Genomic DNA, 14,745 nt, shown 5'->3' with positions numbered 1-14,745 from the left:
AAGGGGGCGGTCCACAGCGGCCCGCCCCCGAGGCGGGTCAGCCGCTCGGGTGCCGCCGCGGACAGGTGCCGGGCGGCCGTGCGGGAGTTCGCCGCCGACGGCGCCGTCCGGGCCATGGCGGACGGCCCGTCACATCCGGCAGCCGCGGCCTGTCATACGGACTGAGCCTGAATTCCTTCCCCTGCGAGTAGGAGACACCTCATGTCCACACCCAGCGCCGTGCCGGCGGCCGGGGACTCACGGCGGTGGATGGTCCTCGCCGTCATCTGCACCGCCTACCTCATGCTGACCCTCGACGCCACGGTGATGAACCTCGCGCTGCCGTCGGCGCAGACCTCGCTGCACTTCTCGGACGCGGACAAGCAGTGGGTCGTGACGGCGTACGCGCTGAGCTACGGCAGCCTGCTGCTGTTCAGCGGCCGACTGGCCGACCTCATCGGGCGCAAGGAGACGTTCATCGCCGGCCTGGCCGGCTTCGCGGCCGCCTCCGCGGTCGGCGGCGCCGCCAACAGCTTCGGCATGCTGGTGGCCGCCCGCGCCTGCCAGGGCATCTTCGCCGCGCTGCTGGCGCCCACCACCCTGTCGCTGCTGGCCACCACGTTCACCGACCCCAAGGAGCGCGGCAAGGCGTTCGGCGTCTTCAGCGCGGTCGCGGCCAGCGGCGGCGGCCTGGGCCTGCTCATCGGCGGCGCGCTGACCTCCGCCCTGAACTGGCGTTGGTGCATGTACGTCAACCTGGTCTTCGCCGCCTTCTCGCTGATCGTCGGCTCCTCGCTGCTCACCCGGCAGCCGCGCACGGGCGCCCGGATGGACGTCCCCGGCGTCGTCGTGGTGTCCGGCGGCATGCTCTGCCTGGTCTACGGGTTCTCCAACGCGGCGACGCACAGCTGGCACACCCCCTCGACCTGGGGCTTCCTCGTGGCCGGCGGTGTGCTGGTGGTCCTGTTCTCCTTCTGGCAGCGCCGCGCCCAGCATCCGCTGCTGCCCCCGCGGGTGGTGCTCGACCGCAACCGCGGCGGCTCCTACCTCGCCGCACTGGTCATCGGCGCCGGCATGTTCGGCGTGCTGCTGTTCCTCATCTACTACATGCAGACCGACCTGGGATACTCGGCGATCAAGTCGGGTCTCGCCCTGCTGCCGATGGTGGCCGTCACGGCCGTGGCGAGCACCGTGGGCAACATCCGGCTGATGCCGCTCTTCGGCCCGCGGCCGCTGGTCTCCGCGGGGATGTTGATCAACGCCGGCGGTATGGCCTGGCTGACCCGGATCGGGCCGGACTCCCACTACGCCTCGACGCTCCTCGGGCCGATCATGGTGATCGGGCTCGGCATGGGCATGATCTTCGCCGCCGTGCTGCGCACCGGCACCTCCGGGGTACTGCCGCAGGACGCGGGCATCGCCTCGGCCGCCATCAACACCGGCCAGCAACTCGGCGGCGCCATCGGCACCGCGCTGCTCAACACGATCGCGGCCGGCGCCACCACCGACTACCTGACCGGCCACGCCCAGGGGAAGCCGGGGCCGGCGCTGCTCCACCTGGCGACGATCCACGGCTACACCCGGGTGTTCTGGTGGTGCGCCGGCATCTTCGCCTTGGGCGCCGTCGTCAGCGGCGCGTTGCTGCGCAGCGGCCCGCTGCCGGTCCCCGGAGCGCCCAGTCCCAAGCCGACCACCGAGCCGGAGAAGGTGCGCTTCTGACGTTCCCCGGCGGGCACCCCTGACGCACGCCCCGACGCGCCTTCCGGGCGCGGCGCCGGCGGAACAACCGATGGGGAGGGCCGGGTTGCCCGGCCCTCCCCATCGGTGCCGATCTCTGAAGCAGGATTACGTCTCCCAGGAGACTTCACACTCCTGGTGCCGGTCGCACGGCGATTCCGTTCCGCTCGAGCAGCGCCGCCGTGACTCCGTCTCCGGGCACCAACTCCGCGGCGAACGACCCGCTGTAGACCGCACCGCGTCCGCACGAGGGACTGCGCGGCATCAACAGTGCCTCGGTGCAGCCTGCGTTCCGCGCCGCCACGAGGGCGCGTCGTGCTCCGTCGACGAATTCCGCCGTCACGTCTCGTCCGGTGTCGTCGACGACCCGAGCCGTCCCGTCGAGCACGTCGTGCCCGTCGCCGCCCACCAGTTCCGCAGGCCGCCGCGGGGTCACGAGCCCGCCCGCGACCTCCGGGCAGAAGGAGACGACTTCGCGGCCGGCCACTGCCTCCTCGACCTCCGAGGACATCTTGTGACGCCCGTCGAACCGGCACGGCACCCCGCGCAGACACGAGCTGACCAGGATTGCTTCCACGCCGCCAGGCTAACCGCGGCGGCAAGCTCGTGCGGTAGCGGCTGATGCGCCGGACCGTGCGGCTCTCGCCGGAGCCGCTCAATGGGCCCACATCCTTCGACCGGGCGCGCCCCACCTGCGCGGGTGGGGTGCGGCGGATGCCGAGGACGATAACCAACCGACTCAGCAGTCGCGGAACTCCGGTGACTGGTTGAGGATCTGCGCGGTCAGCGAGGTGAAGCGGGTGTGGGTCTCGCCGCCGCGCGCCTCGGGGTGGAAGGCCGCGACGCGGTGGCAGTTCTGGAAGGCGAGGGCGATGCCGAAGTGGCGTTCCAGGCTGCCGCGGATGGCGTCGCTGGACAGGGCGCGCAGCAGTTGGCCGCGTTCCTTCTCGGACGGCGGAGGGGTCTGGTTGTCGGCGAACTCCGCCGTGCCGGAGCGCAGTTCGGCGGACAGGCGGGCGATGAGGTCGTAGGCGTACGGCAGGGACGTGCGGACCGTTTCCACGAAGTCCTCCTCCCGTACCGCGCCGTTCTCGGCTTCGGCGATCAGCTGCGGGGAGACGTCAAGTGACATGAAAGGCCGTCCTGTTCGTGTGGGGTGGGGATCAGGCGAGGGCGGTCAGTGCCGCGGGGCCGTGCTGGAAGGCCGGGTCGACCTGGGTGGCGAGGTCCTGACCGGTGGCCTCGTTGGCCCAGGCGGTGGCGTTGCGCAGGTGGAACCGGACGGCGTGCCTCTGGAAGGCCGCCCAGTCCTTGGGGCGGGCGTCCACGGCCGCGCGCAACTGCTCCAGGGTGTGGGCGTTGTGCGGCTCCAGCTCGCCGTGGCCGCGGCCCTGTTCCTGGGCGCGTACGTAGGAGGACTGCTCGCAGTGGGCGAGTAGGTCGTCGCCGACGTGCTCCTTGAGGAAGAGCAGGTCGTCCTCGCCGGTCACCTTGTTGCCGACGACGGCGACCGGGATGTCGAACTCGGCCGCGTGGTCGCGGTACTGGCGGTAGACGGAGACACTCTTCCGGGTCGGCTCCACGACCAGGAAGGTCATGTCGAAGCGGGTGAACAGGCCGGAGGCGAAGGCGTCGGCGCCGGCGGTCATGTCGACGACGACGTACTCGCCGGGGCCGTCGACGAGGTGGTTGAGGTACAACTCGACCGCGCCGAGCTTGGAGTGGTAGCAGGCCACTCCGAGGTCGTTTTCGTCGAAGGCGCCGGTGACCATGAGCGGGACACCGTCGACCTCCTGGACGTGGTGGCTGTGGACCATGTCGTCGCCGAGCAGCCGCAGCAGCCGGGAGCCGCTTCCGGGTGGGGTCGTCTTGACCATGGCGTCGCGGGACGGGATCCGCGGGTTGCCGCCCCGCAGAAAGTCCTTGATCTCACCGGTGCGCGCGCTGAGCGGCGGCGCGGTGAGGGGCTCGTCCTCGTCGAGGCCGAGGGCGTACGCCAGGTGCTGGTTGATGTCGCCGTCGATTGCGACGACCGGGGCGCCCGAGCGCGCCAGGTGACGGGAGAAGAGGGCCGACAGGGTGGTCTTGCCGCTGCCGCCCTTGCCGACGAAGGCAACGCGCATGGCTAGCCACCCCTATTGAAAATGGATGTCATGAGCATAGATTGCTGGCGCGGCGAGGTGGTGTCAAATCACTCGCGCCCAACTCGATTGCTTGCCTGGGGGGTTGGGTCAACCGTGAACTCGAACGAGTGATCTCGCTGTGCCCTGTATGGAGGAGGCGCGAAGGCGAACGATGCGACATGCGGCCGTCGCACTGGCACCGACATCCGCCGCGGGGGCGATCAGTGCTCCTGGGCCGTCGGGCGCACCATGATCTCGTTGATCGCGGCGTGCGCGGGCTGAGTGATCATGAACGTGATGGCGCGGGCGATGTCCTCGGCACGCAGCCAGGCATCCTCCGGCAGGTCACGAGCGGCTGGGCGCCCGCCGCCGGTCGCCATCTCGGTCATGGTCAGGCCCGGTTCGACCAGCCCCACCCGTACGCCCCGTCCGGTCACTTCCTGGCGCATGGCCTCGCTGAACGCGCACACCGCGTGCTTCGTCGCCGAGTACACGGCGTTGTTCCTTCGTGCCACCCTGCCCGCGACCGAGCTGACGTTCACGAGATCGGCGGTCCCGCGCGGACCGTCCGCCGCCGCCCGCAGCAGATGCGGCAGCGCCGACCGTGACATCTGCAGAACGGCGTTGAGGTTGAGGTCGACCATCCGGTGCCACTTTGCCGGGTCACCCTCCTCGACGGGACCCATGGCCACGTAGCCGGCGTTGTTCACCAGCACGTCCAGGCGTGCGAAGCGACCGACGGCGTCTTCGACGGCCTGACGTGCCTGTGCCGGATCGCCCAGGTCGGCGGTGAGAACGGCGCACGAGCCGCCCTGGTCACGGATGCTTGTGGCCAGTTCCTCCAGCCTTCCCGTACGCCGGGCGACGACCGCCACAGCCGCGCCCTGTCGGGCCAGTTGCCAGGCGGTCGCCGCACCGATGCCGCTGGACGCACCGGTCACCAGAGCCGCGCATCCCGACAACGGCGCTTCGGCGTCGGCGCCCGGCAACGTGTCGCTCTGATCCGCAGCCCTCACAGGTCCGCCCTTAGGATCCCTCACGCTCATCACCGCCCTTCCCGGATCGCATCCACCGGCGCATGCCACCGTGGCCGGCGATGTGCTGCCTCCTCTCGCAGCTTGCATCAGGTGGTTCGAGACCGCCTCCCGCCGCAGAGGTCGGGTGAGGGCGATCGACGTCCTGGCTCCGGGTGCGGTCGGTTGTGGCTGGTCGGTCACTGAATGTAACCTTCGGTGCGCCCCTCGGACAGTGCCGCCTTGCGCAGGTGTTCGGCGAGCGCCGCGGCGGCCGACGACGAGGCGCGGTCCTTGACGCCCCAGGCCAGCAGATGGTGGCGGCGGGCCCAGGGATCCTGCAGTTCGCACACGGTGAGTGGCCGGCCGGGGTCGATGGCGCGGCGCGGTACGACGGCGAGCCCTACGCCTGCGGCAGCCAGCGCGACGAGGACGCCGAGGTCGGCGACGGTGGTGCGGTAGCGCGCCACCGGGGCGTTCGGTCCGAGGTGCTTCTCGATCCAGCGGCGCAGCGAGGAGCCGGCGTCGAGCCCGACGAGCGGGTGCTCGGCGACCTCGCTGTAGGTCAGCGAGGCCCGGCCGTCGATGATTCCTCCGGCCTGGCCGATCACCACGAGGGAGTCGTCGCCGAGCGGCTCCATGCGCAGGCCGCAGTCGCGTGCCTCGTCGTCGACGACGACCCCCAGGTCCGCCTCGCCGTCGGCGAGCATGCGCACGGTTTGCGGAGTGCGGCTCTCGCACACCGTGACGTCGACGTCCGGGTGCGCGCGGAGGAACGAGACCAGGGCCTGGGGAACGAGCCGATGCATCGCGGATCCGCCCGCCAACAGGGCCAGCGGAGCGGTCGGCGACCGGGTGTTGCTGGCGACGGCGCTTTCGAGCCGCGCGGTCTGGTCCAGGACGTCGCGTGCGTGGCGTGCCAGCGTCGTCCCCGCCGGCGTGGGCCGTACGCCCCGTCGCCCGCGGATCAGCAAGGCCACGCCGGCGTGGTGCTCCAGCGAGCGCACCCTGGTGCTGGCCGAAGGAAGGCTCAGGTGCATCCGTTCGGCGCCTGCCGTGATCGACCCCTCCGTCACGATGTGGAGAAAAAGCCGCAGGTCGTCCAGGTCATAGCGCACCGTCCCACCCTAAGGGTCAGCCTTAGGGTCAGCCTAAGGCCCAGGCTTAGGCCGGCTGCGCCGATTGCGCATTGTGGACGCACCGGTCGCGCGGCGATGCTCGGCGGGTGTCGGAGTTGTTTCCTGTCCTGCTTGCCGGTGTCGCCGCGGGAGTGCTGAACGCCATGGGTGGTGGGGGCACGTTCGTGGCGCTGCCCGCTCTGGTGGCGCTCGGCCTGCCGCCCGTGACGGCGAACGCGTTGTCGCGAGTCGCCCTCGTACCGGGTGCCGTGGCCAGTGCATGGGTCTACCAGGGCGAACTCACCCCGATAGGGGCGACGTCGGCCAAGGCGCTGACGGCGATCAGCGTGGCGGGCGGCGCGGTCGGTGCCGGTCTGCTGCTGGCACTGCCGGCCTCGTCGTTCGACGCCGCGGTGCCGTGGCTGCTCGCCCTGGCCACGGTCGTCCTCGCCTTTGGACGCCGCATCTCCCGGGTGGTGAGCATTGTGCGGGGAAGCTCGACCGGCATGAGTTCCCGAGCCGTCCTGATCGGACAGTTCCTCCTCTCCGTGTACGGCGGTTACTTCGGCGGTGCCGTAGGCATCATGATGCTGGCCCTGTGGAGCATCGGCCTCGGTCTCGACGCCGCGGACAGCAACCCGATGCGGATCGTGCAGCTCGCGGCCGTCTATCTCGGCGCGACGGTGCTGTTCCTCGTGGCCTCGGACGCACTGAGTGCTCCGCTTGTCCTCACCGTCACCGTGGCCGGGACGGTGGTCGGCGGCTTCGCCGGCGCCCACCTGGCCCGCCGTCTGCCCGCCCGGCTGCTGCGCGGCGTCATCCTCACCACCGCCGTCATCATGACCGTCCTGTATTTCCTGCGCGATTTCCTGCGCGGCTGACCACGTGGGGGAAGCTGCGATGACCATCCCCGATCGGGGGGAGCCGAGGCTGACCGACATGAGCGAAGGCGACACGGGAGCCACCGAGCCGTACACGGATGCGACGCGAGCGAGGCTGCTGATGGCCTACGACGCCTGCGCACTGGCCGACCTCGCGCGGGCCGCGGTTCCCATCGGCGCGCACGAGCTGAACACCGACGGGACCACCCGTTCGCCGGGTATCGTACTGGCCGACGCCGCCCGAGTGCTCGCGGCCGCGCGGCGGTTCTTCGAGACCGCCGCTGTGTTCGAGCGCATGGGTGGCGCCGACTGGCAGCTCATCGGCGACACCCTGGGTGTGTCTCCGCAAGCCGCCCGGGCCCGCTTCGCCATGGCCGAGACCGGCTTCCGGGAGGAACTGCTCCTCTCCGAGGGAACCGGTCCCGCCGAGGCCGGCGAGACGAACTGCCTGCGCGCCTACATGGCCAGGGAACCGCTGGAAACGGCCCTCGACCTCGACGACTGGGTCCTGCGCCATCAGGACGGCGACGACGATCTCGGTCCCGCACCGGTCTCCGGCGGCTTGACCCGGATCGATCCTCCACGCCACGCCGAGAACCGCTCCTGACCAGACGTTCCGGGGGCCGTCGAGAACGGCCCCCGGAACGTCGTCGGGTCTCAGGCGCCGATGTCGCGGCCGTCGGTGCGCCACACCGAGACCACGGCCGGGCGGACGATCTTGCCGGGGCCGTCGGGCCAGGTGCTGGCCGGCTTCTCCACGGATGCGCCGTCGATCTCGCCCGGGTGCTGCACGGCCACCAGCACGCGCCGGTCCTGGACGATCGGCCCGCAGGTCTCGGCGCCGGCGGGCACCGTCAGGAACTGCTTGAGCTCACCGCGCCGGTCGCCGCGCGTGGCGACGCCGAAGAGGCCGTCGTGGGAGCCGAGTTGGGCGCCGTCGGTGGCGATCCACAGGTTGCCGTGCGGGTCGAAGGCCACGTTGTCGGGGCAGGAGATGGGGCTGACCATGTCCTTGGGGAACCCGGCGAAGTAGGTGGCCGGGTCGGCGGGGTCGCCGGCGACGAGGAAGACCGACCAGGCGAACGTGGTGCTCTCGGGTCGGTCGCGGCCCTCGGTGAGTTCCAGGATGTGCCCGTGCTTGTTGGCGTTGCGCGGGTTGGCCTCGTCGGCGGGCGCCTCGCCGCTCTTGCCGCGGTTGGTGTTGTTGGTGAGGACGACGTAGACCTTGCCGGTGTGCGGGGAGGGCTCGATGTCCTCGGGGCGGTCCATCTTGGTGGCGCCGACCTTGTCGCCCGCCAGCCGCGTGAACACGAGCACCTCTTCGGCGGTCATGCCCTCGACGTGGGAGACGGCGCCGTGGGCGGTGGCGGTGGCGAGCGGAATCCACGTGCCGGAGCCGTCGAACTCGCCGTCGCTCGGCAGCTTGCCGCTGCCGTCGATCTCGGAGGCGGGGGAGTCGCCGGTGAGTTTGGCGACGTAGAGGGTGCCCTCGTCGAGCAGCGTCAGGTTGTGCTCGCGCGCCCCGCGGCTGTTCCCGTGCCGCATCTGCTTGCTGCCGACGAACTTGTAGAAGTAGTCGAACCGCTCGTCGTCGCCGGAGTAGACGACGGGCCGCCCGTCCGCGGTGAGCCGCACGGTGGCGGCCTCGTGCTTGAAGCGGCCGAGGGCGGTGCGCTTGCGGGGCGTGGAGGTGGGGTCGTACGGGTCGCACTCGACGACGTAGCCGAAGCGGTGGACCTCGTTGGGTTCCTGGGCGATGTCGAAGCGCTTGTCGAACCGTTCCCACTTCCGCTCGGTGGCACCGGTCCCGATGCCGTACCGCTTGTCGGTGGTCCGGCCGCCGTTGGCGAAGTACTGGTTGAAGTTCTCCTCGCCGTGGAGGGTGGTGCCCCACGGGGTGACGCCGCCGGAGCAGTTGTTGAGGGTGCCGAGGACCTTGCGGCCGCTCGGGTCCGCGGAGGTCTTCAGCAGGGCGGACCCGGCGGCCGGCCCGGTGAGGCGGAACTCGCTGGTGGCGGTCACACGGCGGTTGAGGGGGTGGCGGGGACGGCGGTGAGGCGCCCGGTGCGCTTGTCGTTCTGGACCACGACGGCGGCCAGACCGTGCGCGGCCCAGGCGACCTCGACCTGCTGTCGGGTGGGATTCGCGGGGTCGTACCCCCGGAACATGATCACCTCGTCGGTGTACTCGTGGTTGGCGACGAGGAGCTGGAGGTCGTGCTCGCCCTGGATCGGCAGGAGGGCGAGGAAGTCGTTGTTGTACCCGAACTGGCCGGCCTGGGCGGCGGCGGTCTGGTTCTCGGGGTCGAAGGCGGGCGCGCCGCGGAGGATGGGGTCGCCCCAGCGGATGACGACGTTCTGGTCGTAGCCGGCCGGGATGGTGACGGCGTCGGCGGTGTTGGGGGCGACGGGGGTGAAGCGGAGGCCGCGGGCGGCGTCACCGCTGCCCCCGGCGGAGCCCAGCCCCTTCGCCGGGGCCGCCTGGGCTTCGGGCGCCGCGGCCGTGAGGGCGGCCGTGCCGGTGGCGGCGGCCACGGTCACGACGGCGGCGGCGCGCAGCGCGGAACGGCGGCTGAGGGCACCGGCGATGACATCGCCGACGTACTCGCCCGAGCTGGTGTTGGGAACCTCGTGGAAACTCGCGTCGCCGCAGCGGTAGCGGCAGGTCAGGGCGGACCGTCCGCCGGGATGCGAACCGGACGGTGTTCCGATCAGCGGCAGCAGGTTGCGCACTTTACTCTCCCTATGCGAACTCTTGGTAGAGCGTGACGCTAGGAGCGCCGAGTGTGCGGTAGCCAGGCCGGTGAATGAACGACCGGTGAACGGGATACAGCCGTATGGGGGGTTGGGCGCGGCCTGCGGGGCGCCACGCGGGGCCCCCGGCCCTCACTGCGTCCCGGCGCGCGCCGTGAGCAGCGGCTGGAAGAAGCCCGTCTGATGCGGCATCCGCCACACCGGGTCCTCGAATCCCGCGTCGGCCACGAGGGAGGCCAGCCGGTCCTGGCCGAGGGCCCAGTAGACCGCCCGGCGGACCGTGACCCGCCATTGCCCGCCGTCCGGCAGGAGTTGGAAGTGCTCCAGGTCGTAATGCTCGCCGTCCTCGTGCCAGTGCCAGAGCTGGAAGCCGATGGTCGGTTCCGCGCCGTCCGGGGACCGGTGGACCTGCGGAGGTGTCGAAGCGGGGCGGGTGCGCAGCAGGTCGTCGTAGGGGCGCGTGCTGACCAGCAGCAGTCCGCCGGGACGCAGGACGCGGCGCATCTCCGCCAGGGCGGTGTGGACGTCCTGCTCCGTCAGGAGATGGGGCAGGGAGTTGTCGGCGCAGACGACGGCATCGAACCGGCCGTCGGGGAACGGCAGATGCCGCATGTCGGCGGCGGCCGTCGGCAGCGTCAGATTCCGGTGGGCGGCCTCACGCGCGGCGCGGGCGGCGGCGCGAGGGCTGAGGTCCGTCCCGGTGACGCGGTGCCCACGCAGTGCCAGGCCGATGGCCTGCGTGCCGATGCCGCAGGAGCAGTCGAGCACCGCCGCCCGCTCTTCGCCCATGAGGGCGTCCAGGGCCTGGCCCTGCCGGCGTATGCCGGCGTCCCAGTCCGCGTAGATCAGGTGGTAGTCGTCGGCCAGTTCGTCGTAGAAGCGCGTCACCGAGGTCTCGGGCATGGCCCGAGGCTAGTGCCGCGACAGGCAACGTTCGCCCCGTCGCGACGCCCGGCACGCTCCCCCGAGCTCTTCGAGCAGGGGGGACCCCCACTCGCCGCACCGGCCGAAAGCCCAAGTACGTCCAGTACGAGGACTTCCGGCCGACACTCCCCCAAGCTCTTCGAGCAGGGGGGACCCCAGAGCACGCACCGGACGCCGCTCCTTGACGGGCAAACGTCGCCTGCCGGGGCACTGGTCTCCCGGGCTCTCCGCGGACACTGGCCATCGGGTACGTCCACGCCCGCTCAACATCGCCCTCGACGATGGACAGTTGAGTTGACCGTGATGTGGTCAGCCGTTGGTCTCGGGGGCGAAGGGGCCGCCGGCGCCGAACGCGAGCCGTGCGAAGTTCTCGGCGATGCGGCGGTGACCCGCGGGGTCGGGGTGGACCTCGTCGGGCAGCGGGAGTTCGGCGTAGTCCGTCTCGCCGTACAGTTCGCGGCCGTCGAGGTGGTGCAGGTTCGGGTCGTCGGCCGCCCGTTGCCTGACGATCCGCTCGAGTTCGCGGCGGATGACGTTGAGCGTCAGCCGCCCGGCGGCGCGTTCGGCTGGATCGCCCGTGGCCTTGAACCGCAGGATCCCGCCCTGGAAGTCGGGAGCCAGGGGGCCGGGGGTGTCCTCCTGGACCGGGCAGAGGATGGAGGACACGACCAGCAACGGCGTCGTCGGATGCCCCTCGCGGATGGTGTCGAGGAAGCCGTGGACGGCGGGGGTGAAGGCGCGCAGGCGCATCGCGTCGGTGTTGACGACATTGATGCCGATCTTGACGCTGATCAGGTCCGCGGGAGTGTCCCGCATCGCGCGGGCCGTGAACGGGTCGAGCAGCGCGCTGCCGCCGAACCCCAGATTGACCAGCTCCACTCCGCCCCGGGCCGCGGCCAGGGCCGGCCAGATGGCGGTCGGGTGGGCGGCGTTCGAGCCGTGGCTGATGGAACTGCCGTGGTGCAGCCACACCCGGCGGCCGCTGTCCGGTGCCGGCTCGACCGGGGCGTCGGTGCGCAGGGCGATCAGCTCGGTGATCTCCGCGTGAGGCAGCCAGATCTCGACGTCCTTGTCCCGTGCGGGCAGATCGGTGAACCGGGCGGTGCCGGGAGGTCCTTCGAGCAGTTCGGCGGACTGGGTGGCCATGTCGATGGTGCGGACGTTGCCGCCGGTCACCGTGTCCTGGCCCGCGAGGCGGCCGTCGACCAGCAGGTCGTACACGCCGTCCGCCGGGGTCGGGAGGCCGCGGTAGGCCCTCTTGGTGGGCAGGGTCACCAGTTCGATGGTGGTCGCCCGGGTGCGGAAGGCCAGCCGTACGCCGGACGGCTGGGCCTCGGCCATGGCCAGTTGCTCGTCGGGGATCTGCCGACGCGCCCCAGCGGGTAGCCGGTGCGGCAACAGTCCGTGCGCCGTGCGCTCCACGTCGAGGGCGCCGCGCAGGAGGTCCGCGGTGACGGGTGTGGTGATCCAGTCGTGCTCGGTGTTCATCGTCTCAGCCTGTTGATCAAGAGTTACGGGTTGTTCGCAGGTGCCGGTGTGCGGAGTGGCCCACCGAGGGTACCCACGATCCGATAGACATTATGCATTTACCTAATACCTATAGGCAAAATCGAGATCGAGGCAGGCCAAGGCCGGATCCGGCGGGATGCTCAGGGGGTGGGGCTCACGAGGTCCTGGGTGCCGAGGACGGTGAGGAGGGCGAGGCGTTCGGCGTCCTCGGTGCCGGGCTCGGCCGTGTAGACCATGATCCGCAGGTCGCTGCCCGCCACGGTGAGGACGTCGCAGTCCAGCGTGACGGGCCCCACCCGCGGGTGGTCGATCGTCTTGCGCGAGGCCTCGTGGCGGCCGACGGCGCCCGCGTCCCACAGCTCGGCGAACCGCTCGCTGCCGCCGCGCAGTTCGGCGATCAACCGGTGCAGCCGCCGGTCGGCCGGGTAGCGTTCGGCGGCCGTGCGCAGGTCGGCGACGAGCGCGGCCTCGTGATCGCGCTGCGCCTGCGGTGCGCGCCGGGCCCTGGATCCCGGGCCGAGGAAGTGGCGCCATACGCCGTTTCGCTCGTTGCCGCGCCGGCCGGACGGGTCGCCCATCAGGGCCGCGTACGGCACGTTGGCCATGAGCAGGGTCCAGGACGCGTCGAAGACCGCCACGGGCGTCTCCGTCAGCCGGTCCAGCAGCCGCTGGACGCTCGCGGTGATGTACGCCGGCACCGTCTCGGGGCTCGGCGGCGCGAGCCCGGCCAGCCGGAACAGGTGTGCGCGCTCCTCCTCCGACAGCCGCAGCGCCCGGGCCAGGGCCTCGACGACCTGGGACGAGGGGTTGGTGGCACGGCCCTGTTCGAGCCGGGTGACGTAGTCGACGGAGATCCCGGCCAGCATCGCCAGCTCCTCGCGGCGCAGCCCCGCCGCGCGCCGCTGCCCGCCGGTCGGCAGCCCCGCCGCCTCGGGCGGGACCCGGTCGCGCCAGCGGCGCACCGCTTTGCCGAACTCCGCCGTCGCCATGCGACCAAGTGTGCCCCCGCCGGCCGCGGGTCTGCCTGGTACTGCTGGTCCCAGGAAGCCGGGACGCCTGGCTGCGCGGGCGGGCGGGGCGGATCGTGGAGGCATGACGACAACACTGATCACCGGAGCGAACAAGGGCCTCGGCTACGAGACCGCCCGCCGCCTGATGGCCGCGGGCCACACCGTCTACGTCGGCAGCAGGGACGCGGCCCGGGGCCGCCGTGCCGCCGAGCAGCTGGGCGACAGGGCCCGGGCCGTACAGCTCGACATCACCGACGACGCGTCCGTCGCCGCCGCGGTGAAGACGATCGAGGCCGACGGAGGCCTCGACGTGCTGGTCAACAACGCAGGCGTCGAGGCGCGTGGCGCGGACAACGGGGTGGTGGGCGCGGCGGACCTCACCGCCGACCTGATGCGAGAGGTCTTCGAGACCAATGTCTTCGGCACGGTACGCGTCACCCACGCGTTCCTGCCGTTGCTGCGGCGGTCCGCGTCGCCGGTCGTGGTCAACGTCAGCAGCGGCCTGGCCTCGTTCGCCCACGTGGCCGACCCTGGCCACCCCGCCGCTGCCTACCCGGGGGTGGCGTACCCGGCTTCGAAGACCGTGGTCAACATGATCACCGTGCAGTACGCGAAGGCGTTTCCGGCCATGCGGATCAACGCGGTGGAGCCCGGCTTCACCAAGACCGACCTGAACGGGAACACCGGGACCCAGACGGTCGAGGAGGGCGCCGAAATCATCGTCCGCATGGCACAACTGGACCCGGACGGTCCCACCGGCGGCTACTTCGACGTGACGGGACCGCTGCCCTGGTAACCGACGTCGCAGCACTCCGGTCGGGAAGCGGTTGACCGGGCGACCCGGCACCCCGCGGCGAGGAGCCGGGCGCCGGGCCGCCCATGTGATCAGCTCGTCCCTGCGAGGCCAGTTCGAGGTCGCCGTGCCGAGTGGCCGTGAGCGCACGGGCCCGGCTGTTCACGGCCGGGAGGGCGGCTCCTCGAACAGCACTCTCAGCGCGACCTTTCGGTAGTGCTGGATGTGCCGGAGCGAGAGGTCCGCGGCGCGTTCCGCGTCTCCGGCCGCGATCGCCTCGTACAGCCCTCGGTGGTCGTCCCACAGCGGGTGGGGATCGTCGATCTGCTGGAAGAGCCAGCGCAGTCGTCCTTCGAGCGAGCCGAGCGTGTTGCTGAGGAGGTCGTTGCCGGCGAGTTCCATGATCTGGTGGTGGAAGGCGGTGTTGGCGCGCGAGATGCGCTCGGGCGTGCCGGACATGGTGGCCCGCCGTGCCGCCTGCAACATCTTGGCCAGGTGCTGGAGTTGGTCCGCGGTCGCGCGCTCGGTGGCGCGGCGCGCCGCGAGGACCTCCAGGGCCTCGCGCATGTCGAAGAGGTTCTCGACGTCCTCGCGGGTCATGCCGCGCACGACGATGCGGCGGGGCGAGAGCGCCTGGAGGAACCCCTCGGACAGCAGGATGCGGATCGCCTCGCGCACCGGCACGCGTGACACCCCGAACTCCTCGGCCACCTCGCGCTCCATGAGGCGGTCTCCCGGCCTCAGGCGGCCCGTGATGATGCGGTCCCGCAGGCCTTCGCAGACCTGGTCGCGCAACCACATCGAACCGGTGGCCGAGCTGGCGGCGGGCTGCTGCGCCGCCGGGGCGGCGCCGGCCGCTGCGGTCTTCTTCGCGTTCACAAGCCCTCCGGGCGTGTTGAGGAAAT

At 71.3% G+C, this 14,745-nt stretch carries 13 protein-coding genes and 1 pseudogene; 4 read left to right on the top strand and 10 right to left on the bottom strand.

The features are described from left to right. Positions 1-201 precede the first annotated feature (201 nt). Positions 202-1,698 (top strand): MFS transporter, encoded by a 1,497-nt coding sequence (locus ACIQFZ_RS09860; protein ID WP_402690993.1) that lies wholly within the window; start codon positions 202-204, stop codon positions 1,696-1,698. 145 nt (positions 1,699-1,843) lie between these two features. On the opposite strand, the gene ACIQFZ_RS09855 is transcribed toward ACIQFZ_RS09860, so the two are convergent. The 5 genes from ACIQFZ_RS09855 to ACIQFZ_RS09835 all read right to left on the bottom strand — a co-directional run bounded on the left by ACIQFZ_RS09855 (position 1,844) and on the right by ACIQFZ_RS09835 (position 5,970). Continuing rightward, positions 1,844-2,293, bottom strand: a complete 450-nt coding sequence (locus ACIQFZ_RS09855) for a DUF523 domain-containing protein (protein ID WP_402690992.1) — start codon at positions 2,291-2,293, stop codon at positions 1,844-1,846. 162 nt (positions 2,294-2,455) lie between these two features. Continuing rightward, on the bottom strand, positions 2,456-2,848 hold the full coding sequence (locus ACIQFZ_RS09850) for an SCO5389 family protein (RefSeq protein ID WP_383058472.1): 393 nt from the start codon (positions 2,846-2,848) through the stop codon (positions 2,456-2,458). 31 nt (positions 2,849-2,879) lie between these two features. Further along, positions 2,880-3,839, bottom strand: a complete 960-nt coding sequence (locus tag ACIQFZ_RS09845) for an ATP-binding protein (RefSeq protein WP_402690991.1) — start codon at positions 3,837-3,839, stop codon at positions 2,880-2,882. 221 nt (positions 3,840-4,060) lie between these two features. Next, positions 4,061-4,855, bottom strand: coding sequence for an SDR family oxidoreductase (locus ACIQFZ_RS09840; RefSeq protein ID WP_402690990.1), 795 nt, complete (start codon positions 4,853-4,855; stop codon positions 4,061-4,063). 197 nt (positions 4,856-5,052) lie between these two features. Next, entirely contained in the window at positions 5,053-5,970 is a 918-nt protein-coding gene (locus ACIQFZ_RS09835; protein ID WP_402690989.1) for a LysR family transcriptional regulator, read from the bottom strand. A 107-nt stretch (positions 5,971-6,077) separates the two neighbouring features. On the opposite strand from ACIQFZ_RS09835, the gene ACIQFZ_RS09830 reads away from it, so the two are divergent. Further along, positions 6,078-6,851, top strand: coding sequence for a sulfite exporter TauE/SafE family protein (locus tag ACIQFZ_RS09830; RefSeq protein WP_365430168.1), 774 nt, complete (start codon positions 6,078-6,080; stop codon positions 6,849-6,851). A gap of 58 nt (positions 6,852-6,909) precedes the next feature. Then, positions 6,910-7,458: a hypothetical protein gene (locus ACIQFZ_RS09825; RefSeq protein ID WP_402690988.1), complete on the top strand. Its 549-nt coding sequence runs from the start codon at positions 6,910-6,912 to the stop codon at positions 7,456-7,458. A gap of 50 nt (positions 7,459-7,508) precedes the next feature. Here the strand turns inward: ACIQFZ_RS09825 and ACIQFZ_RS09820 are convergent. The 4 genes and pseudogenes from ACIQFZ_RS09820 to ACIQFZ_RS09805 form a co-directional block, all read right to left on the bottom strand. Next, positions 7,509-9,583: pseudogene (locus tag ACIQFZ_RS09820) on the bottom strand (PhoX family protein). A gap of 153 nt (positions 9,584-9,736) precedes the next feature. Then, positions 9,737-10,507: a class I SAM-dependent methyltransferase gene (locus ACIQFZ_RS09815; RefSeq protein WP_402690987.1), complete on the bottom strand. Its 771-nt coding sequence runs from the start codon at positions 10,505-10,507 to the stop codon at positions 9,737-9,739. 330 nt (positions 10,508-10,837) lie between these two features. Then, complete coding sequence (locus ACIQFZ_RS09810; protein ID WP_365427506.1) at positions 10,838-12,016, bottom strand: GDSL-type esterase/lipase family protein; 1,179 nt, start codon at positions 12,014-12,016, stop codon at positions 10,838-10,840. A gap of 161 nt (positions 12,017-12,177) precedes the next feature. Continuing rightward, positions 12,178-13,026, bottom strand: a complete 849-nt coding sequence (locus tag ACIQFZ_RS09805; protein ID WP_402690986.1) for a helix-turn-helix transcriptional regulator — start codon at positions 13,024-13,026, stop codon at positions 12,178-12,180. Between the two features lie 103 nt (positions 13,027-13,129). Between ACIQFZ_RS09805 and ACIQFZ_RS09800 the strand changes: the two genes are divergently transcribed. Next, positions 13,130-13,843, top strand: coding sequence for an SDR family NAD(P)-dependent oxidoreductase (locus ACIQFZ_RS09800; RefSeq protein WP_365427512.1), 714 nt, complete (start codon positions 13,130-13,132; stop codon positions 13,841-13,843). A 159-nt stretch (positions 13,844-14,002) separates the two neighbouring features. Here ACIQFZ_RS09800 and ACIQFZ_RS09795 read toward each other — a convergent pair whose 3' ends face one another. After that, positions 14,003-14,719, bottom strand: coding sequence for a GntR family transcriptional regulator (locus ACIQFZ_RS09795; RefSeq protein WP_365427515.1), 717 nt, complete (start codon positions 14,717-14,719; stop codon positions 14,003-14,005). Positions 14,720-14,745: the final 26 nt, after the last annotated feature.

This window comes from Streptomyces sp. NPDC093064, from assembly GCF_044754605.1.
GTDB lineage: Bacteria > Actinomycetota > Actinomycetes > Streptomycetales > Streptomycetaceae > Streptomyces.
Note: the sequence above shows the minus strand (reverse complement) of the source record. Positions and strands in the feature narration are given on the sequence as shown.